This is a genomic window from Paraburkholderia caribensis, from assembly GCF_002902945.1.
GTDB classification, from domain to species: Bacteria; Pseudomonadota; Gammaproteobacteria; order Burkholderiales; family Burkholderiaceae; genus Paraburkholderia; species Paraburkholderia caribensis.
In genome coordinates this window covers 1,490,480-1,508,449 of sequence record NZ_CP026103.1, presented here as the reverse complement: position 1 = coordinate 1,508,449, position 17,970 = coordinate 1,490,480, and the positions used below count along the sequence as shown (strand labels likewise).

Annotated in this window: 19 protein-coding genes; 13 read left to right on the top strand and 6 right to left on the bottom strand. The window is 61.2% G+C overall.

The annotated features are described in order from the left end of the window. From C2L66_RS36360 to C2L66_RS36350, 3 genes are all read left to right on the top strand, one after another. Window positions 1–1,416, top strand: a complete 1,416-nt coding sequence (locus C2L66_RS36360; protein WP_176056931.1) for a purine-cytosine permease family protein — start codon at window positions 1–3, stop codon at window positions 1,414–1,416. Between the two features lie 137 nt (window positions 1,417–1,553). After that, window positions 1,554–1,937 carry a nuclear transport factor 2 family protein gene (locus C2L66_RS36355; protein ID WP_060608816.1) on the top strand — a complete coding sequence of 128 codons (384 nt, stop codon included), beginning with the start codon at window positions 1,554–1,556 and terminating at the stop codon, window positions 1,935–1,937. Between the two features lie 239 nt (window positions 1,938–2,176). Next, complete coding sequence (locus tag C2L66_RS36350; RefSeq protein ID WP_082670507.1) at window positions 2,177–3,280, top strand: GlxA family transcriptional regulator; 1,104 nt, start codon at window positions 2,177–2,179, stop codon at window positions 3,278–3,280. Here the strand turns inward: C2L66_RS36350 and C2L66_RS36345 are convergent. Beyond that, a complete protein-coding gene (locus tag C2L66_RS36345; RefSeq protein WP_060608808.1) occupies window positions 3,229–4,449 on the bottom strand; it encodes an MFS transporter in 1,221 nt (406 codons plus the stop codon). The genes C2L66_RS36350 and C2L66_RS36345 overlap by 52 nt on opposite strands. A 142-nt stretch (window positions 4,450–4,591) precedes the next feature. Here C2L66_RS36345 and C2L66_RS36340 point away from each other — a divergent pair, with 142 nt between their 5' ends. After that, window positions 4,592–5,512 carry a LysR family transcriptional regulator gene (locus C2L66_RS36340; RefSeq protein ID WP_054930965.1) on the top strand — a complete coding sequence of 307 codons (921 nt, stop codon included), beginning with the start codon at window positions 4,592–4,594 and terminating at the stop codon, window positions 5,510–5,512. A 34-nt stretch (window positions 5,513–5,546) separates the two neighbouring features. Here C2L66_RS36340 and C2L66_RS36335 read toward each other — a convergent pair whose 3' ends face one another. Further along, the gene (locus C2L66_RS36335) at window positions 5,547–6,161 is read right to left on the bottom strand and encodes a DNA-3-methyladenine glycosylase (RefSeq protein WP_060608805.1); all 615 of its coding nucleotides are present in this window, start codon (window positions 6,159–6,161) and stop codon (window positions 5,547–5,549) included. 360 nt (window positions 6,162–6,521) lie between these two features. On the opposite strand from C2L66_RS36335, the gene C2L66_RS36330 reads away from it, so the two are divergent. The 3 genes from C2L66_RS36330 (at window position 6,522) to C2L66_RS36320 (ending at window position 8,279) form a co-directional block, all read left to right on the top strand. Beyond that, window positions 6,522–6,908, top strand: coding sequence for a hypothetical protein (locus tag C2L66_RS36330; protein WP_060608802.1), 387 nt, complete (start codon window positions 6,522–6,524; stop codon window positions 6,906–6,908). Window positions 6,909–6,920: 12 nt separating this feature from the next. Beyond that, window positions 6,921–7,163, top strand: coding sequence for a hypothetical protein (locus C2L66_RS36325; RefSeq protein ID WP_103323742.1), 243 nt, complete (start codon window positions 6,921–6,923; stop codon window positions 7,161–7,163). A 264-nt stretch (window positions 7,164–7,427) separates the two neighbouring features. Next, window positions 7,428–8,279 carry a DMT family transporter gene (locus C2L66_RS36320; RefSeq protein WP_233445062.1) on the top strand — a complete coding sequence of 284 codons (852 nt, stop codon included), beginning with the start codon at window positions 7,428–7,430 and terminating at the stop codon, window positions 8,277–8,279. Between the two features lie 15 nt (window positions 8,280–8,294). Here C2L66_RS36320 and C2L66_RS36315 read toward each other — a convergent pair whose 3' ends face one another. Then, a complete protein-coding gene (locus C2L66_RS36315; RefSeq protein ID WP_060608796.1) occupies window positions 8,295–9,164 on the bottom strand; it encodes a LysR substrate-binding domain-containing protein in 870 nt (289 codons plus the stop codon). Window positions 9,165–9,270: 106 nt separating this feature from the next. Here C2L66_RS36315 and C2L66_RS36310 point away from each other — a divergent pair, with 106 nt between their 5' ends. The 5 genes from C2L66_RS36310 to C2L66_RS36290 all read left to right on the top strand — a co-directional run bounded on the left by C2L66_RS36310 (window position 9,271) and on the right by C2L66_RS36290 (window position 14,475). Beyond that, the gene (locus C2L66_RS36310) at window positions 9,271–9,600 is read left to right on the top strand and encodes a cupin domain-containing protein (protein WP_060608794.1); all 330 of its coding nucleotides are present in this window, start codon (window positions 9,271–9,273) and stop codon (window positions 9,598–9,600) included. 289 nt (window positions 9,601–9,889) lie between these two features. After that, entirely contained in the window at window positions 9,890–10,483 is a 594-nt protein-coding gene (locus tag C2L66_RS36305; protein ID WP_054931032.1) for a cytochrome b/b6 domain-containing protein, read from the top strand. A gap of 2 nt (window positions 10,484–10,485) precedes the next feature. Next, window positions 10,486–11,259 carry a molybdopterin-dependent oxidoreductase gene (locus tag C2L66_RS36300; RefSeq protein WP_060608791.1) on the top strand — a complete coding sequence of 258 codons (774 nt, stop codon included), beginning with the start codon at window positions 10,486–10,488 and terminating at the stop codon, window positions 11,257–11,259. Window positions 11,260–11,312: 53 nt separating this feature from the next. Beyond that, window positions 11,313–11,927 carry a hypothetical protein gene (locus tag C2L66_RS36295; RefSeq protein ID WP_060608788.1) on the top strand — a complete coding sequence of 205 codons (615 nt, stop codon included), beginning with the start codon at window positions 11,313–11,315 and terminating at the stop codon, window positions 11,925–11,927. Window positions 11,928–12,282: 355 nt separating this feature from the next. Further along, window positions 12,283–14,475 carry a penicillin-binding protein 1A gene (locus C2L66_RS36290; protein ID WP_233445061.1) on the top strand — a complete coding sequence of 731 codons (2,193 nt, stop codon included), beginning with the start codon at window positions 12,283–12,285 and terminating at the stop codon, window positions 14,473–14,475. A 131-nt stretch (window positions 14,476–14,606) separates the two neighbouring features. Here C2L66_RS36290 and C2L66_RS36285 read toward each other — a convergent pair whose 3' ends face one another. After that, on the bottom strand, window positions 14,607–15,323 hold the full coding sequence (locus C2L66_RS36285; protein WP_060608777.1) for a transposase: 717 nt from the start codon (window positions 15,321–15,323) through the stop codon (window positions 14,607–14,609). A 107-nt stretch (window positions 15,324–15,430) separates the two neighbouring features. Beyond that, window positions 15,431–15,586, bottom strand: coding sequence for a hypothetical protein (locus C2L66_RS41020; RefSeq protein ID WP_158512193.1), 156 nt, complete (start codon window positions 15,584–15,586; stop codon window positions 15,431–15,433). Window positions 15,587–15,975: 389 nt separating this feature from the next. Here C2L66_RS41020 and cysS point away from each other — a divergent pair, with 389 nt between their 5' ends. Continuing rightward, window positions 15,976–17,382 (top strand): cysteine--tRNA ligase, encoded by a 1,407-nt coding sequence (cysS, locus tag C2L66_RS36280; protein ID WP_060608774.1) that lies wholly within the window; start codon window positions 15,976–15,978, stop codon window positions 17,380–17,382. A 79-nt stretch (window positions 17,383–17,461) separates the two neighbouring features. Here the strand turns inward: cysS and C2L66_RS36275 are convergent, their stop codons facing one another. Then, window positions 17,462–17,806, bottom strand: coding sequence for a BON domain-containing protein (locus C2L66_RS36275; RefSeq protein ID WP_060610514.1), 345 nt, complete (start codon window positions 17,804–17,806; stop codon window positions 17,462–17,464). Between the last annotated feature and the right edge of the window lie 164 nt (window positions 17,807–17,970).

Here is a 17,970-nt window from a genome sequence, read left to right as displayed (position 1 = left end):
TTGGCCACCACGGACAGTAAAGCTTCCCAATTGATCGAAAAACACACGATCGGTTATGTGCCAACCGAGGATCGTCACGGTAAGGTGCGTGACCTCTTCACACTCTGGTTCGGCGGCAATATCGCGCCGTTGCCTATCGTAACGGGGGCGCTCGGCGTCCAGCTTTTCCATCTGAACCTGTTCTGGGGCATCGTGGCGATCGTCGTGGGACAGGCCGTCGGCGGCGTGCTGATGGCGCTGCATTCGGCGCAAGGCCCGCAAATGGGCATTCCGCAGATGATCCAGAGCCGGGCCCAGTTCGGATCGTGGGGCGCGCTGCTGGTCACCGTCATTGCGGGCGTGATGTACGTGGGCTTCTTCGCTTCCAACATCGTGCTGGCGGGGAAATCGTTGCACGGAATCGAATCGGGTGTGCCCGTGCCGGTGGGCATCATCGTCGGCGCGTTGGGCTCCGGGCTGATCGGCATCATCGGTTATCGCTTCATCCATATCCTGAACCGGATCGGGACGTGGGTGCTCGGCATCGGCATCTTCGTCGGCTTCTGGTACATCCTGACGCACGTTTCGACGGCGGATTTTCTGACGCGCGGCGGCTTCAATATCGCCGGCTGGCTCGCGACGGTCTCGCTGTCCGCGCTCTGGCAAATCGCGTTTGCGCCGTACGTGTCCGACTATTCGCGCTATCTGCCGGAAAACGTCAGTGTCGCGTCCACGTTCTGGGCGACGTATCTGGGCTGTACGATCGGTTCGACGCTCGCGTTCGTGTTCGGCGCCGTTGCCGTGCTGGCCGTGCCGCCGGGCGTCGATGCGATGGATGCCGTCAAGCAGGCCACGGGTCCGCTCGGCTTGCCGATGCTGGTGCTGTTCCTGCTCAGCGTCATCAGTCACAACGCGTTGAATCTCTACGGCGCCGTGCTTGCGGCGATCACATCGGTGCAGACCTTTGCGTACCGCTGGATTCCGACGGCCAGCACGCGGGCGGTGTTCTCGTTCGTCATTCTTGCTGCATGCTGCTATGCGGCGCTCGGGGCTTCGACGAATTTCGTGGGCAATCTGGTCGATCTGGTGCTTGCGTTGCTCGTCGTGCTGGTGCCGTGGACGGCAATCAATCTGATCGATTTCTACGTGATCCATCAAGGCAAGTACGACATCGACTCGATCTTCGAGGCGGACGGCGGCATTTATGGACGCTTCAATCCGCAAGCGCTCATTGCGTACGCAGTCGGTATCGCTGTGCAGATTCCGTTCATGAACACGCCGATGTACGCCGGTCCCGTGCCCGGCTATCTGGATGGCGCGGATCTTTCGTGGGTGATCGGTCTCGTTCTGACCTCGCCGCTTTACTACTGGCTGGCAACGCGGAATACGACGTATCGACGCCGTCTGAATGCAGGGATGCGGGCTTCGATTCGTTGAGCCAGACAGCGCCCATGGACATTTGCGCCTATGCTGCTGACATGGGTCGCTGTGTTCGCGCGGGCAACGCCCGCGCACGTGTCGCTCGGCAGAGGTTACAAAGGCCCGAATTCACATCCTGATGCTGGAGGTGGCCGATGAAAGAGGAACAGATTCGTGAAGCCTTGAATACGCACTGGCGAGCGTCGGCCGAGGGGGATCTCGACCTGGAACATGATATCTATCACGACGATGCCGTCTGCGATTATCCGCAGTCGGGCGAACGCATCGTCGGACGAAGCAATTTGCAGGCATTGCGCGGTCATCATCCCGGTCGGCCTGCGGGTTTCGATGTCAGGCGAATTCAGGGAAACGGCGATCTCTGGATCACGGAATACACGATCGATTACACGGACCGCGCGACGTACGTCGTGAGCATCATGAAGTTCCACGACGATAAGGTCGTGCACGAGACCCAATATTTTTCGGAGCCCTTCGATGCACCCGACTGGCGTAGTCAGTGGGTGCAGCGAATCGGGTGACGGCGCCGCCCTGGACAGCACCCGCACGCCAACGCTTGTTCCGCACGCATACCGCCCGGACTATACGGAAGTATCGTCCATCCTGTTGCAGTGACGGATTCAAACAAGAGTAGGGTGGCTATCTGCAGGCCATACGACTAGCTTTCACAACCAGGTCGAACGTGATTGCGGTCATGTCGATCGGCGTAAGTCGCGCGCAAGGTCATGTCATTCCAGTCGCACACGTGCGGGTCCGGAAAATGAAAATCGCTATTGTCGTGCTGGACGGTGTGCAGGCGCTGGATATTGCCGGCGCGCTCGATGTCTTTTACGAAGCGAATCGATGCCTGCGGGAAACTTGCCAGTATCAGGTGTCGCTGGTAGGTGAGCGGGTGGGCCATATAGCCTGCTCGAATTCCATGCAGCTTTGCGTCCCGTTCGACTACACAGCGTTTCAGGCGCCCGTCGATGTTTTGCTGGTAACGGGTAGACCGTACTTGTCGAACGCTCGCCCGAAACGCGACTTTCTGAACTGGTTGCGCGATTGCGCTTTCCAGTCGAAGCGGATCGGCTCGATCTGCAGTGGAGCATTTCTATTGGCGCACGCAGGTGTGCTCAATGGCAGGGAAGTCACCGTCGGTTGGTCCGATGCCAGTGCGCTGTCCCGGGAATGCCCGCTGGCTCGAATTCGTCCCGACAAGGTGCTGGTACGCGATGGCAATCTGGTCTCGTCCGCCGGTGCGACGGCGGGCTGGCACCTGTGTCTATCTCAGGTCGCGGACGACTGGGGCCATGAACTGGCCGTACGCGTCGCGACGCGTCTTGGCATGGACATGGATCACGAGGGCAGACCGTATATCGATCCCGCCGCACGCAAGAACACGTTCATCGAGAAGGTACAGCGATACGTCACCGATCATATTGCCGATGAACTGTCGATCGAAGAGCTTGCCAATGCCGTCTCGGTCAGCAGAAGAAGTTTTTCGCGGCTGTTTGCGAAACATGCGCAGAAGACGCCATCCGCATTTGTCGAAGAACTTCGTGTGGACGCAGCGAGAAAGATATTAGGTGAGACCGACCACCCTCTGAAGACCATTGCATTCAAATGCGGTTTCCACAATGCCACGCATATGCGCATGGTCTTCCTTAGGCGTATCAGCGCGACACCTATGCAATGTCGACAGCAAATGCGAGGTGTCCAGGGTGTGCACGGCATGCCGCGACATAGGGATCGGGCGGAACAATCCGTCGACCTCGAGGCCACGGCGTATTGCGCACCCGGATACGCTCCACTGCTACACGATGGTACGGGTCACGATTGGGCCGCATTCCGCATGCGCCGGTTGCCGCCAAGCCAGTGGTAGGCGGAAGCGACCAGCCCCAACGCAATGCCGAAGATCACCACGCCCGTCCAGCCGAAGCGGGTCATCAGCCAGCCGCTGATCATCACGCCGATGGCGCCGCCGGAGAAGGTGGCCGTCATGTACAGACTGTTGATGCGGCCCTGTGCCTTGGGATCGACCGCAAAGGCGCGCGTCTGGTTGGACACGAGTCCCGACTGCACACCGATATCGAGCACGATGACCCCGATGATCAGGAACGTCAGCGAGGACTCCGCGCCGGCAAGCAGCACATAGGCAAGCGTAACGATGCCGATGCTGGCCGCAATGACGGCGCGCGAGCCGAGTCGATCTGTCGCGCGGCCGCCGAGTGAAGCGGCAAGCGCACCCGTCGCGCCGATGATGCCGAAACCGCCGGCCCACGCACTGCCGAGATGCTGCGGGCCGTTTGCCAGAAGGGCCGCCAGATTGACCCAGAACGCGTTGAAGCAGGCCCACAGCAGCGCCTGGACAATCATCGATTCGCGAATCGGGCGATGGTCCCGAACCAGTGGCCAGAGTGACGCGAGCAGACGTCCGTAGGACAGATCGGTGGAAGGCACGCCGCGTGGCAGCAGCGACGCGGCGGCGATCCAGACGGGGATCATGAACACCGCTTCCACGCCGTAGACGGCGCGCCAACCGTAGGCCGCGCCGATCACGCCGCTGATCGTGCGGCCCAGCAGAATGCCGACCATGATGCCGCTGACGACCGTGCCGACCGAACGCCCGCGCTCACTCGGCAATGACATGACGGCAGCGAAGGGCACCAGCTGCTGAGGCACGCAACTGACGATGCCAAGACCGAACGACGCACCGATCAGCGGCCAGATGCCGGGTGAAAGCGCGGAACTCAGCGCGAAGACGAAAGCGAGCGCAATCTGCGCGAGCACGAGCTTGCGCCGGTCGAAGCGATCGCCCAGCGGTAACAGCAAGGCGAGGCCCGTTGCAAAGCCGAGCAGCGCCGCGCCGGCGACCAGATCGACGGTGGTCAGGTCGACCTGCAGGCCCGAAGCGATCAACGGCAGGATGGGCTGCGTGCAGTAGATGTTGGTGATCACCGCGCCGGCGATGACCGCCATCATGACGATCTTCGCGCGCGACGCGACCGCGTGGGGCTGGGGATGACTGGATGTTTTCGGCAGGCCGTTCACGGCACTCTCCTTCTATTTCGATCTTCAGGGCATGGGCGGCAAGCTGCCGGGGCCCCGGAGCCTGAAGGCTACGCGCTTGCATTTATAAAGAGAATCTCCCAATATCGGGAATCATCCTTCCATTTTTTGATAGGGCCATCCGATGAATCGGCTTGATTCCATGTCCATCCTTGTCGCGGTCGTCGACTCGGGCAGCTTGTCGGCCGCCGCGCGGCGCCTTGGCATGCCGTTGGCAACGGTGAGCCGCAAGGTGGGCGAACTGGAGTCGCATCTGAAGACGCGTCTGATTCAACGCACGACGCGGCAGCTTTCCCTGACGGAAGCGGGCGCCTCGTATGTGGCGGCGTGCCGGCGCATCCTCGATGAGATTGCCGAAGCCGAGCGCGCCGCGACGGGGGAATACGCATCCCCCAAGGGCGAACTCGTGGTCACGGCGCCCGTCGTGTTCGGCCGCTTGCACGTCGTGCCCGTGGTTGCGGAATTTCTCGCGCACTATCCGGAGATCGACGTGAGCCTCGTGCTCACGGATCGCGTCGTGCATCTGATGGAGGAGCAGGCAGACGTTGCCATCCGTATTGGAGAACTGCCCGACAGCACGCTCATGGCGACGAGAGTGGGGACTGTGCGCCGGGTCGTTTGCGCGAGTCCCGCGTATCTGGCAACGCATGGCGTGCCCGTCAAGCCGCGCGATCTCGCGACGCACGAGTGCATTACCTTCGAGGTGCTCGCATCGAGTCGTGCGTGGGCGTTCGGGTCCGGCAAGTCAGAAGTATCCGTGCCCGTTCATTCACGGCTTGCAGTCAATACGGCGGAAGCTGCGATCGCCGCCGCGATGCTTGGCGTTGGACTGGTACGCGTGTTGTCCTATCAGGTCGCGGACGCGATTCGCGACAACGCATTGAGCGTCGTGCTCGATACGTTCGAATCGGCACCGCTGCCCGTCAGTCTCGTGCATAAAGGCCAGACGCCTCTGCCACTCAAGTTGCGTGCGTTTCTCGACTTCGTGGCGCCGCGTCTACGGACCCGTACCGCGCGCATACTCGAAGCGGCCACGACGCAATGATCGCGGTCCGCTATGACAGTCGCGACGCGCGTGCTCAAGGGTGTTCCGGAAACGGCTTGCTCCAGAACTTCGACGCAGCGAGGCCGAAGCGCCACGGCAACGCGATCGCCTTCGTAATGCCGATGCGCGGCCCCGACACGACCGACACCGGCTCTTGCGGCGCTTCCACGTGAAAAGGCGCTTCCAGTAACGACATGCCGTTGTGCCGGTGTGTGATGCCAAGCGCCTGTCCGACGCGGCCCGGTCCGGAACAGAGCAGGCGGATCGGTTCGAGCCCGCGCCGCTGGCGCATCGCATCCAGGCCGGTCAACGGTTCGAGCGCGCGGATCAGTACCCCGGCGCCGTGACCCTCTTCTCGACACACGAAATTGAGGCACCAGTGAATGCCGTACGACCGGTACACATAGGCGTGTGCGGGCGGACCGAACAGTACGGCGTTGCGTGCCGTCGGCCCGCAAAAAGCATGCGACGCCGGTTCCTCCGGATCGTACGCCTCCGTCTCGACGATGCGGCCGCCTACGCCGTCCACCGTCAGGATGGCGCCGATCAGCCGCCGTGCCACCCGGGCTGAGGGCGCTGAAAAATCGATTGGTTCGATATGGGAGGAAACGTGCAAGGTCACGGTGGGTAACGATTGTGCTGCGAACAGGTCTATGCAGCCGGACAGACGGATTCGCGGTCAAGACGGCTCGCACATGCCATCCTTGTTGCGCGTTGAATGCGGCATCGCGTCGACGAGAGTATTCACTATCGGCACGAATGTTTGAAGACGGGAACGGAAAGGACAGGTTTCGCGTTGCTCAACAGTCCCGGCTTTGATGGTCGATGTCGATTGCGCCCTATGGATTGCAATGACTGAACGAACTGTTTCACGTTGCAGCGTTCGTTAGCGAACGCAAGTCCATCAATACGCAAATGGCAGTTTCCGCGAATCAACTAGATTCAACCAGGAAATACATTCGACCGTTAAGCCTCGCCACGGCCGCAATCCCGCTTTTCGGAGGTGAACATGGCGGTCACTGTCATAGAAGCACTCGTTAGCACGATCGAAACCGGCCATACGATGTTCTGGACAATAACTGGCGTGGACCCGCCTTTTAACAAAGGCCTCAGCAGAAAAGCACGGCCGCCACGGCTAGTTGAATGGCAGGCGGTGCCGCTTCTGGTTGAAATAGGATCGGACGTACTGGATCGACCGGTGCTTGAGCGTCCCCATCGGGAACTACGGAACATAAAGGCCGGACTGCAGATTACGACGATAAGCGTAGTGCAGGAGGACGACACCAGTATTTCGCACATCGTACCGATAACCTGTTTCGACGCCGGGAATGCGCCTCCCGGCATGCATTTCACGGTCACGTACGTCCTGTATGCAATCTGCACAGACGTGCCATAGCGGGAGCGACTCATGAAGCTGAGGGTATTTTACGACTCGAATGGCGTCATTCAGAGCGTTGCACAGATCAATCCAAAAGCGGGAATGCAGCCTTTCATCGCTGCTGCCAGCGGCTATCTCGACATCGACATGAAAAAAGCGGGCGCTGACAGTCCAGGGGAAATTCACGCCTGCTTTAGAGTGGATGCACACGGTGCTCTATATCGACACTCAGAGAAAAAGCTCGTTGCGATTTCTGAACGATCGCGGTCCTGATGCGCGCGGCGGCAGGAGAAGTGCGCGTTTGAATGCGCCGAATATCGGCGCTTCCAATTTTGATTGAAGTCTGGCATTGTCGTCGACTCAGACGTGATGCTCGGTCGCAGTCGACGCCTTGACTCGGGCGACATCGGCGAGAAGGCCGCCTCACATTCCATACTAGCCATCTCGGCCACGCGCCGATCAGGGAGACGCGTGCAGTACCTGCAATATTTGAACCGCTTTTTCGCCGGATCGAGCGTAGAAGCGGGGATCTTCATCATGGTTCTCACAACGGCAACCTTTGCGGGCAGTGACTCCATGGTCAAGGTCATCGGCGCTTCGGTGCCGTTGCTTGCGCTGCTTTGGGTCCGGTATGTATTTCAGACGGTCGTGCTCGCCGTCTGGCTGATGCGGCGCGGAGTGAGCGGTCTCAACGGTGCGCGGCCATTCCGGTTGCAATTGCTGCGGGCCATTCTGCTGCTCCTTAACTCGGCCTCGACGTTTGCGGGGCTGCGCTATTTGCCGCTTCCCGTCACGACTTCGCTCGCAATGATGGCGCCGCTGATCACCACGGTTCTGGCCGCAACGCTCCTCGGCGAGAACGTGGCGAGAAGCAAATGGGCGATGGTCATTCTCGGCTTCATCGGCATGCTGATGGTCGTGCGGCCCGGTGGCGGCGAGTTTTCGTGGGCGGTGTGCTTTCCGATCGCGGCCGCAACGACTTTCGCGTGCTTTCAGGTCGTGTCCAGCAAGTTGTCGAAGACGGGCGACCCAATGACCACAAATTTCCTGACGGCATTGGTGGCGACATTGATGCTTTCGGCACTCTTGTGGACTGCTCAGGCGAGCCTGTTCCCCGAGATAAAAAGCGTGCGCTTCGGCAGCTGGCTGCTTGTTCTCGTAATGGCGACGCTCGCAACGACGGGGCACTCGCTGATGCTGCAGGCGCTTCGACGCGCGCCACTCGCCGTGCTCACGCCTTTCGGCTATGCGCAACTGGCGTTCGCCACGCTCTTCAGCTGGCTCTTCTTTGGTCAGGTACCGGATCTGTGGATGACGCTCGGCATGCTCGTGATTGCATGTAGCGGGATCGGGACCGTGCTGCTTCATGCACGCGGACGCGGCGCCTGATAGGCTGTTACCGGCTCACGCAGTGCTCTCCTTTCCTAGCCACTCACGAAGGTCGCAGAAAGCCTTGTCCGACCGACCGCGCATCGCGCACAAGGCGAAGACGGCGTCGTTCGGTCCGAAGCCTAGCGGCGCGATCAATTTGCCTTGTGACAGTTCGCGCTCGACAAGCAACGCAGGGGCGATAGCCACACCCAGTCCGGCCGCAGCCGCTTCGAGAAGCAAGGACAAATGGTCGAATCGACGGCCCTCGGCGAACAGGGCGGGTTCGACGCCGTTCCGTGACGCCCATTCCATCCACGCGTGCGGGCGCGAACTGGTGTGCAGCAACGGTTGACTGGGCAGATCCGCCGGCATCGCAATGCGATGAGGCCACGACGGTGCACAGACAGGGCCGGCCGTTTCGTCGAAAAGGCTCATGACCTCGACATCCGCTGGCCAGTGTCGATCGCTCACGATCAGACAGTCGACGACCTGGCGTCGCAGATCGTCCATCGCCGTACTCGTCTGCAAGCGAACGCGAATACCCGGATAGCTCGACTCGAACCGGTCGAGCCGCGGGATAAGCCAGTTCGACAGAAAACTGCCGGGTGCACCGAGCACGATTTCGGAGATTGGCGCTTGCTCCGCGATCTCCGCGCATCGGGCCGCCAGCGTCGAGAACGAATGATCGACAGCCTGCTTCAGACTTTGTCCTTCAGCCGTCAAGCGCACGCCCGCTGCATGGCGCACAAATAGCGATTTTCCTAGCCATTGCTCCAACTGGCGCACCTGATGACTCACCGCGCTATGAGTCACATGCAGCTCCTGCGCGGCGGCCGAAATACTGAGTTGGCGGGCGGCTGCGTCAAAGGCGCGAAGTGCATTGAGCGGGGGAAGTCGGCGCATGAGGATCGAGACGTCGATTTAACTCACACCATCGTACACAAATTCGTCGCTACCCTGGATATCGATCCGGACGCTACAGTGAGAGCTCATCTCACAGGAGGCTGAATTGAATGACAAGGACATTCCCCTCGCGAACAGCAAGGTACGATACAAGACGCTGCTGATCGAGGAAGACTACGCCGTCTCCCAGACCACGGTTCTTCCCGGCGGCGAAACGGAGTGGCATCACCATACGAAGGTAAGAGATCGCTTTGTCGTCGTTCAAGGCGTGCTGACTGTCGAAACGAAAGCCGGCGCGTTGGTCGACACAAGGCGCGTCGATGACCATTACACGGTTGAACCCGGCGTCATCCACCACGTCAGGAACGAGACGCTTCATGATGTCGTGTACATCAACATCCAGTCTGGAGGGGAGCGGGACATCGTGCTCGCTTAAAGGCGGATCGGGCGTGGATCGCCAGGTAGCCGTGCCGCTTTTTACATTTCCATCAACGCATTTCCTCATGCGGCCGGACATCGAACGCCGGCGCTCATCGGTCGTTTGACCGATACCCTCGCTGCCGCCCACCTGCGATCCTCATCTTCAAGCCGACCACGAGCCGCTGCGCGACCGTGGTGCCGGCTCCGGAGTGTCGAACGATGCTGCGCGGACGACGCGCGCTCTATCGCCTCTCCCGCAGATCGTCGCGCAACGCGCCTTCCGTACCGTCGACAACGAGGTCTCTTTGAATCACGCCACGATTCATCCCTTATGGGTCCGTGCATTCCACTGGATCAACGCCGCAGCGGTGATCCTCATGTGCATGAGCGGCTGGCAGGTGTATGAGGCGTCGCCCGTTTTCAAGGCGATACGCTTCCCGGCGGCTATCACGCTCGGCGGCTGGCTGGGCGGCGCACTGCTCTGGCACTTCGCGGTCATGTGGGTATTGGTCGCCAACTTCGTTGCGTACCTGGCGCTGGGCATGTTGACCGGGCGGCTGCGCAGAACCATTTTTCCCCTTACCCTTCGCGCGGTTGCGACCGACCTCGTCGCAGCGCTGCGCGGCAAGCTTGGCCACAGCAACCTCAGCGAGTACAACGCGGTGCAGAAGCTGGCGTATCTCGTCGTCATCGTCGACATTGCGCTGGTGATCGTGTCCGGCCTGACGATCTGGAAGCCGGTGCAGTTTCCACTGCTGCGGACGCTGATGGGCGGCTTCGATAACGCGCGCGTCGTGCATTTCGCCGCGATGGGCGTGCTCGTCGGCTTCTTCGCGATCCACATCGTCATGGTTGCGCTCGTGCCGCGATCGCTGCTCACCATGATCCGGGGCCGCTAACCATGACTTCAGGCAAAGACGTGCGGACCCTCGACGCCGCCTCCATCATCAAGGACGCACAAAAGGAACTGGGTTCGTCTTCGCGGCGCCTCTTTGGCAAGCGAATCCTGACGCTGGGCGGCCTGGCGCTCCTATCGGGCTGCGATCTGACGAATGACAAGTCGGTGAACACACTGCTACGCACGATGTCCTCGTTCAACGACGACGCGCAGGCGTTGCTCTTCGACGGGCACAAGCTTGCGCCGACCTATCCGGAATCGATGATTACGCGGCCATTTCCGTTCAATGCTTTCTACGATATCGATCAGGTACCGGAGGTCGATGCAAAGACCTGGCGGCTCGAACTCACGGGTCTCGTAAAGGGCAAGCGGGTGTGGACGCTGGGCGAGTTGAGCGCGCTGCCGCAACGCAGCCAGGTGACGCGGCATATTTGTATCGAAGGCTGGAGCGCCATAGGCAAATGGGGCGGCGTGCGTTTCTCCGACTTCCTGGTGCTGGCAGGCGCGGATACGACGGCGAAATACGTTGCGCTGCATTGCGCCGACAACTACTGGACGAGCATCGACATGCCAACGGCGCTGCATCCGCAGACGCTGCTTACGCTGACCTACGACGGCCAGGTGTTGCCAGCGAAATACGGTTTCCCGATGAAGCTGCGCATGCCGACCAAGCTCGGCTACAAGAACCCGAAACATATCGTCGCCATCACCGTGACGAATGAATTTCCCGGCGGCTACTGGGAAAACCAGGGCTACAACTGGTTTGGCGGATCGTGATCCGCCCGACGCAGATATTTTCCATCACATCACATCACAACAACGGAGTACCTATGTCCATTCGCTTCAAGCTCGCTGCTTCCCTCGTCGCGCTCACGCTCGCCAGTGCATCGTTCGCTCAATCGCCGGCGGTGAAGCCCGAACGTATCCGTGGCGACATCGTGTCGTTCTCCGGCAATACGCTGACGGTGCATCGCCGCAGCGGCGACACCGTGACGATCGCGATGAGTGACGCGTCGAAGGTTAGCGCCGTCAAGGCAATCCAGCTCGCCGATATCAAACCGGGCTCCTATGTCGGCGCGGCGGCTACGCCCGGCCCCGACGGCAAGCTGACCGCGAAGGAAGTGCTGGTCTTCCCCGATGCCGCGCGCGGCACGGGCGAAGGCCACTATGCATCGGATCTCGGTGCCAACAGTTCGATGACGAATGCGAATGTGGACACGGTTGTCGAGAGCACAAACGGGCGCGACCTGAAACTCTCGTACAAGGGCGGCAGCAACTCGATCACGGTGCCGGCCAATGTGCCTGTCGTGACGCTTGCGCCCGCCACGCGCGCCGATCTGATCGCGGGCAAGAAAGTGTTCGTGGTGGCGGCCCCCGCCAGCGGCGGGACATACGGCGCGCAATTCGTCGTGGTTGAAAAGGACGGAGTCGCGCCGCCGATGTAACTGTGCCTGGCGTACGGTGCCTTTCGCGTGGTTGACGCGAAAGCCCGGAGGGGTGCCTTAGATCTTTTAGACAATGTCGGCGATCTCGCTTGCAACGCAGGCATGGTCGCCGTCGGTCGATTCGCGGGCCGAGCGGCTTTCCTCCCGTGCATGACTCATCTGGAACCTCCAACGCAATTGAGTGGTGTTCGCGGGGAATCGGACTCGCATGTCTGCTGCCACTCGAAACAAATGTAATCATCTGTTAATGGTTCGGCCGGCACCCCTGTTTTGACGGCAAAAGCGTCCTGGCGCTTTGGTACGATCCCGCCTTTTCCGCCAGCGCGTCGTCACCGTGAACCGTCGATATTTGTCCTTGTTTCATCAACATTGCACAAGGTGGCTCGCCCGCATCGAACGGCTGGCGGCTGCCGGCAGAACGAAAGCCCGACTCGTTGTCGTCGCCGCGCTGCGAGCCCTGAGGCATCCGACGCGACGCGGCGTCGCGCTGGCATTCGGTGCGGTGCCGGCGGCGTTCCTGCTGTACGTGCTCGCGCTCGTGCCTTTCACGCCGGGCATCGGCGACATCCGCAAAGTCCGCGTCGACCGCCCAGCGTCGATCCTGTCTGCCGACGGCAAGCTGCTCGCGGACTTCAAGCCGGTCAATCGCGAATGGGTGTCGCTCAAGCAGATTTCGCCGTACATGGTGGATGCCCTGGTCGCGACGGAAGACCGTCGTTTCTACGAGCATCACGGCATCGACTGGAAGCGCACCGCGTCGGCCGCGCTGCATACGTTCTCTGGCGACCGGCAAGGCGGCTCGACGATCACGCAGCAGCTCGCGCGCAATCTGTATCCCGACGACATCGGCCGCGCACCGACCCTCACGCGCAAGCTCAAGGAAGCCATCACGGCGTTCAAGATCGAAGCGGTCTACAGCAAGGATCAGATCCTCGAGACGTACCTGAACACGGTGCCGTTTCTGTATAACGCATACGGCGTGGAAATGGCCGCACGCACCTATTTCAGCAAATCGGCGGCCCAGCTAGACATTCTTGAAAGCGCGACGTTGGTCGGCATGCTGAAGGCCAGCAGCACTTACAACCCTGTGCTCAATCCCGAGCGCGCCTTGCAGCGGCGCAATACGGTGCTCGGGCAGATGAACCGGTATGGGAAGCTCAAGTCCAGCGACTATGAATGGCTGAAGCGTCAACCCCTCAACGTCGATTTCGAACTCCAGACCGCGTCGCCGGGCCCCGCACCGCATTTTGCGGTGCAATTGCGCAAGTGGCTGACCGGATGGGCCGATCGCAACGGCTACAACATCTATGCCGACGGGCTCGTCGTGCGCACGACCATCGATTCGCGTCTGCAGGCAATGGCGACGCAGGCGATGAACTGGCAGACGAACCAGTTGCAATGGATCGCGAACGACACATGGAACGAACGCACGGGTTGCTGGCCGGGCAACGACCTGTTCCAGACGTTCATCCGGCAGACGCCCGAGTACCGCGCCGCGCGCGACGCGGGGCAATCGGATCAGGCAGCGCTACGAAAGCTCGCCACGGACCCCGCGTTCGTCCGCGCGCTGTGCCGGAGCAAAGCGCAGATCCAGGCGGGCTTTGTCGCCATCGATCCACGCAACGGAGATATCAAGGCATGGGTTGGCAGTCGCGATTTCGCCGACGAGCCATTCGATCACGTGCAGCAGGCACGGCGCCAGCCGGGCTCGACGTTCAAGCCGTTCGTCTACGGCGCGGCCTTTGCGGACGGCGCGCGGCCGAGCGATACGATCGTCGACAGGAACGTCGCCATTCCTCTCGCCGGACATGCGATCTGGCGGCCGACCGACGCGGAACCGCCCACGGGTGGTCCCATGACGCTGCGCGACGCACTCGCGTATTCGCGCAACCGCGTCACGGCTCAGCTTATGCAAAAGGAAGGCCCCGAGAAGGTCGCGCGGCTCGCGCGCGCGATGGGTGTGCGCGAGAGTCCGCTCGAAGCGGTGCCGTCGCTCGCGTTGGGCACCAGCCCCGTCACGCTGAAGGAAATGGTCTCGGCGTATTGCACGATTGCGAACCGCGGCGCTTATATCGAACCGCGCATGGTCACGCGCATCGAGGATCAAAACGGCAAGGTGCTCGCAGAATTCCCGAGCGCATCGCCAGAAGCGGCGCTACCGGCCACCGCTGCGCAAACGCTCGTCGACGTGATGCGCGACGTGGTCAACCGGGGAACCGGCTCCGACATCCGGGCCCGCTTCGGGATTCGCGCCGACGTAGCCGGCAAGACGGGCACGACGCAGGGCAACACCGATAGCTGGTTCATCCTGATGCATCCGCAACTGGTCGCTGGCGCGTGGGTGGGTTTCGACGACGCACGTGTGACGCTCGGCAACGACTATTGGGGCGAGGGAGCCCACAGCGCGTTGCCGATGGTGGGCGCGTTTTACGACATGGCGCTGCGCGCGCGAGTCGTCGATCCCCGTGCCCAGCTTGGCCCGCAAACGCGCCCGCCCCGCACGGTCCACGCGCAACGTCGCCGCCACTTTCTGTTCTGGTCGTTCTAGTGTCGTTGGCGGCGACGCTCCCGTAGCGTGTTGCGTCATGTGATGGCGTGCGCCGGGGACGTGACGTGACGCGTGCGTTCCGAGGATCGCGCGCGGAGTTTCGTCGGCTGTAGCACCTGTTTTTCTATCGATTAGCCCACACGTGCCAGGCCGCGTGCCGTGCGAACCCTGGGCGGCCGGTCGCGCAGAAGGAGAGGCATCAAACGCCGGTTGGCCGTCTGCGCCGCCCACTCGCAATACGCGGCGCTGCCGAGCACCCAGCCCTTGAGCGTCGACTGAATCAGGTTATCGACCTCGAGTTCGTCCAGGGGCTGTGCGCCCAGTTCGCGGTAAGCCTGGTGGCGCTCGAACGGCGTATCGCCGAGCGCCCGGTAGAGCGGATGGTCCTTGATGAAGCTATCGGAGCGCAGCCCGACATGATGCGTGTAGCTGGACCACGGGTAGCTTCCCGGCTCTGCCACGAGGCGGTTGCGCACCGGCGCATGATCGATGACCTGACTCGCAAACAGAAAATACCGGTCGGGCTCGATCACCGTTGCGCAGTAACCGCCACGCCACACCGTACCGCGGCGTCCATGGCGGCGGTTGAAGGTCTCAACATAGCGACGGCCGACCGCCTGCATCGCCATCGCCACGCTCGATTCGTATGAAGGTGTGACGAGGAACTGTACGGCGTCAGGCATGAGTACCCACGCATGGACTGCCAGATCGGCGACGCGCGCTGCGTCTGCCAGGCAGGCGAGAAAGTACCGGTAGTCTCCTTCGTCGAGGAATGCGGGCCCCGTGAGCCCCTGCAAGATAACGTGCTGCGGTTGTTCTGGGACGTAGTGCCGTGCGAGCCGTGTCATGCTGAATTAACCGGAAATCCGATGTGAGAGAGCGATCCGACAGCTATCGGACGCGTGACGGTGCGTAATGAAATTCTATCGACGACGTGCGCGCGGTTACATCGCGATTAGGCCTTTTTTCTGGCCTCATTTCGCTGATTTGCCGATCGCGACCTGATTTTCTTATGCCAGCGCTGAATAGCGGCGTCATTGTCTATGGCATCGGGCACCAATATTTGAGGCAGCACGGCGGCATAGCAGTCGAACGAGATCGGGTGCTCCATTCGAATCTCCTCTGACCCGGCCAAGCCCAGCAATGAAGTTCTCGGTTCAGATTGATAGGTATCCGAATGATAACGATCAACTCGAATCAGCGATTCTTCCGACGACGTGAATTCCCGGGTTGGGAGCGATCGGCCATTCGCAGGCCGTCACCGGGAGCAGCGATTCAACGGTATTGACCTGCGCGGCAAACAGACGCTAGGATTGTCGACATGTCCAGTCACGCCAAACTCCTCGCCTCACTGATCCGCGCATGTTGTCAGAACGTGCCGGGGGGGAACTGCGTCTAGCCGTCCAGCTATACGTTGAAGCCAACGCCTTCTGGCCGCCCGTTGCAAAACCGGCGGCCTTTCTGTTTTTTGGCCCTATGTCTTGGGGATGGAGAAACTCGATGCCGCTTGCGCTGTATGACACCTGGTCGCGTGCCGTGCGCCCGTTCACGCCAATCCACGCCGGTCGGGTCGACATGTATTGCTGCGGACCCACCGTCTATGACTATGCACATATCGGCAACCTCAGAACCTACGTGTTCGAGGACATCCTGCGCCGCGTACTGATGCGTAACGGTTTCGAGGTCCGGCACGTCGTCAATATCACTGACGTGGGCCATCTGACTTCTGACGCGGACGAAGGCGAAGACAAGATGGAGAAAGGCAGCCGGCGAACCGGGGAATCCGCGTGGGCGATTGCGCGACGCTACACCGACGCGTTCGTCGCGGACTGGCAAGCCCTGCACCTGCTGGAGCCGACGGTCTGGTGCCGGGCGACCGATCACATCGCTGAACAGATCGCGTTCATTGACGAACTCGAACGCGCCGGCTACGTGTATCGGACGGCCGACGGTCTCTACTTCGACACCAGTAAGCAGGACGATTACGGCTATCTCGCGCGGCTGGACCGCGCAGGTATGCACGCGGGGAAGCGGGTCGCGCTCGGCGCGAAGAAGAACGCAACCGACTTTGCGTTGTGGAAATTCAGTCCGTCCGGAGTCAAGCGGCAGATGGAATGGGACAGCCCATGGGGCCGCGGTTTCCCCGGTTGGCATATCGAATGCTCGGCCATGTCCGCGAAATACCTCGGCACATGGTTTGATATCCATTGCGGCGGCGAGGACCATGTCGCCGTCCATCACAACAACGAGATTGCACAGACGGAAGCGGCATACGGCACGCGGCTTGCCAACTTCTGGATGCACGGACACTTTCTGACGCTCGATACGCACACGAAAATGTCGAAGTCGAGCGGGGATTTCATTCGTCTTCAGACCTTGCGAAGTCGAAGCATCGATCCGCTCGCTTACCGCTACCTGTGCCTGACAGCCCACTACCGGAGTAATCTGCGCTTCAGCTGGGCGTCGCTCGACGGCGCGCAGACGGCATTGAACCGGCTGCGCCATCTCTATTCGACATGGCCGGAAGCAGGTCGCGTCCATCCGGAATTCGCTGCCCGCTTCGACGATGAGGTGAACGAGGACCTGAATCTGCCGCGAGCGCTTGCCATTCTTTGGGAACTCACCAGGAGCAACCTGCCACCCGCGACGCTGAGGGCAACCGTAGACAGCTTTGATACCGTGCTTGGTCTTGGCTTGCGCGAATGGAAACCTGTTGCATCTGATATTCCGGACGACATTTGCGTGTTACTCAGCGAACGCGAGCGGGCCAGGTCTGGGAGGGATTGGGAGAGAGCCGATCAGATACGGGCGGCGTTAAGCGCGCGTGGCTGGAGAATCGAGGACAGCAAAGAAGGGCAACGGCTGATCGGAATCACTAGGGAGCGGACAGATGTCGAGGGCGGTTGATCGCTGCATCAGCGATGAACCGGATGCCCACTTCCGACAAAGTTCGACGGCTACGCAGGGTCGATCCGGCAATGGCGCGTCATTGCGCCCTGACGTGCAGATCGTTGCTTACGGATTGCACGCCCGGCACGCCGCGCGTCACGGCGAGCGCCCTCTGAATCTGTGCTTCCGAATCCACGTAGCCCGATAACTGCACGACGCCCCGATATGTCGCTACGCTGATCGGCAACGACCGCAGCCCCGCGTCCGCGAGTAACGCCTGCTTCACGCGGGCGGCGAGCGTAGCATCGTCAGGGGCGATCTTCCCGGTCGCGGTCGCGGGTGGCGTCGCTGCCGACTGACAGCCGTTGATCAGCACGGACGCGGACAACGCGCATGCCGTCACGATCAGCAACCGGATTTTGCGGTATCGCGGGTTTCGCATGTCTGCCATGACAGCCTGGTTCGTGCACGACCAACGTCGTGCGGGGTCGATTCGCAGGTACACATATGCGTCCTCCTGAGCCGACCATGATAGTGCAGCGTAGCGGACGACGGTACGAACGCGATATGGGCGAAGGGTTCGACCGGTTCAATGGTGTGCGGCAC

Bases quoted from the DNA above. Each gene is read 5' to 3' on its own strand.
- C2L66_RS36340 (WP_054930965.1), top strand. From the start codon at position 4,592: ATGAATCGGCTTGATTCCATGTCCATCCTTGTCGCGGTCGTCGACTCG.
- C2L66_RS36320 (WP_233445062.1), top strand. From the start codon at position 7,428: ATGGTTCTCACAACGGCAACCTTTGCGGGCAGTGACTCCATGGTCAAG.
- C2L66_RS41020 (WP_158512193.1), bottom strand. From the start codon at position 15,586: ATGGAGCACCCGATCTCGTTCGACTGCTATGCCGCCGTGCTGCCTCAA.
- C2L66_RS36355 (WP_060608816.1), top strand. From the start codon at position 1,554: ATGAAAGAGGAACAGATTCGTGAAGCCTTGAATACGCACTGGCGAGCG.
- C2L66_RS36330 (WP_060608802.1), top strand. From the start codon at position 6,522: ATGGCGGTCACTGTCATAGAAGCACTCGTTAGCACGATCGAAACCGGC.
- C2L66_RS36300 (WP_060608791.1), top strand. From the start codon at position 10,486: ATGACTTCAGGCAAAGACGTGCGGACCCTCGACGCCGCCTCCATCATC.
- C2L66_RS36350 (WP_082670507.1), top strand. From the start codon at position 2,177: ATGAAAATCGCTATTGTCGTGCTGGACGGTGTGCAGGCGCTGGATATT.
- cysS (WP_060608774.1), top strand. From the start codon at position 15,976: ATGCCGCTTGCGCTGTATGACACCTGGTCGCGTGCCGTGCGCCCGTTC.
- C2L66_RS36285 (WP_060608777.1), bottom strand. From the start codon at position 15,323: ATGACACGGCTCGCACGGCACTACGTCCCAGAACAACCGCAGCACGTT.
- C2L66_RS36295 (WP_060608788.1), top strand. From the start codon at position 11,313: ATGTCCATTCGCTTCAAGCTCGCTGCTTCCCTCGTCGCGCTCACGCTC.
- C2L66_RS36325 (WP_103323742.1), top strand. From the start codon at position 6,921: ATGAAGCTGAGGGTATTTTACGACTCGAATGGCGTCATTCAGAGCGTT.
- C2L66_RS36315 (WP_060608796.1), bottom strand. From the start codon at position 9,164: ATGCGCCGACTTCCCCCGCTCAATGCACTTCGCGCCTTTGACGCAGCC.
- C2L66_RS36275 (WP_060610514.1), bottom strand. From the start codon at position 17,806: ATGCGAAACCCGCGATACCGCAAAATCCGGTTGCTGATCGTGACGGCA.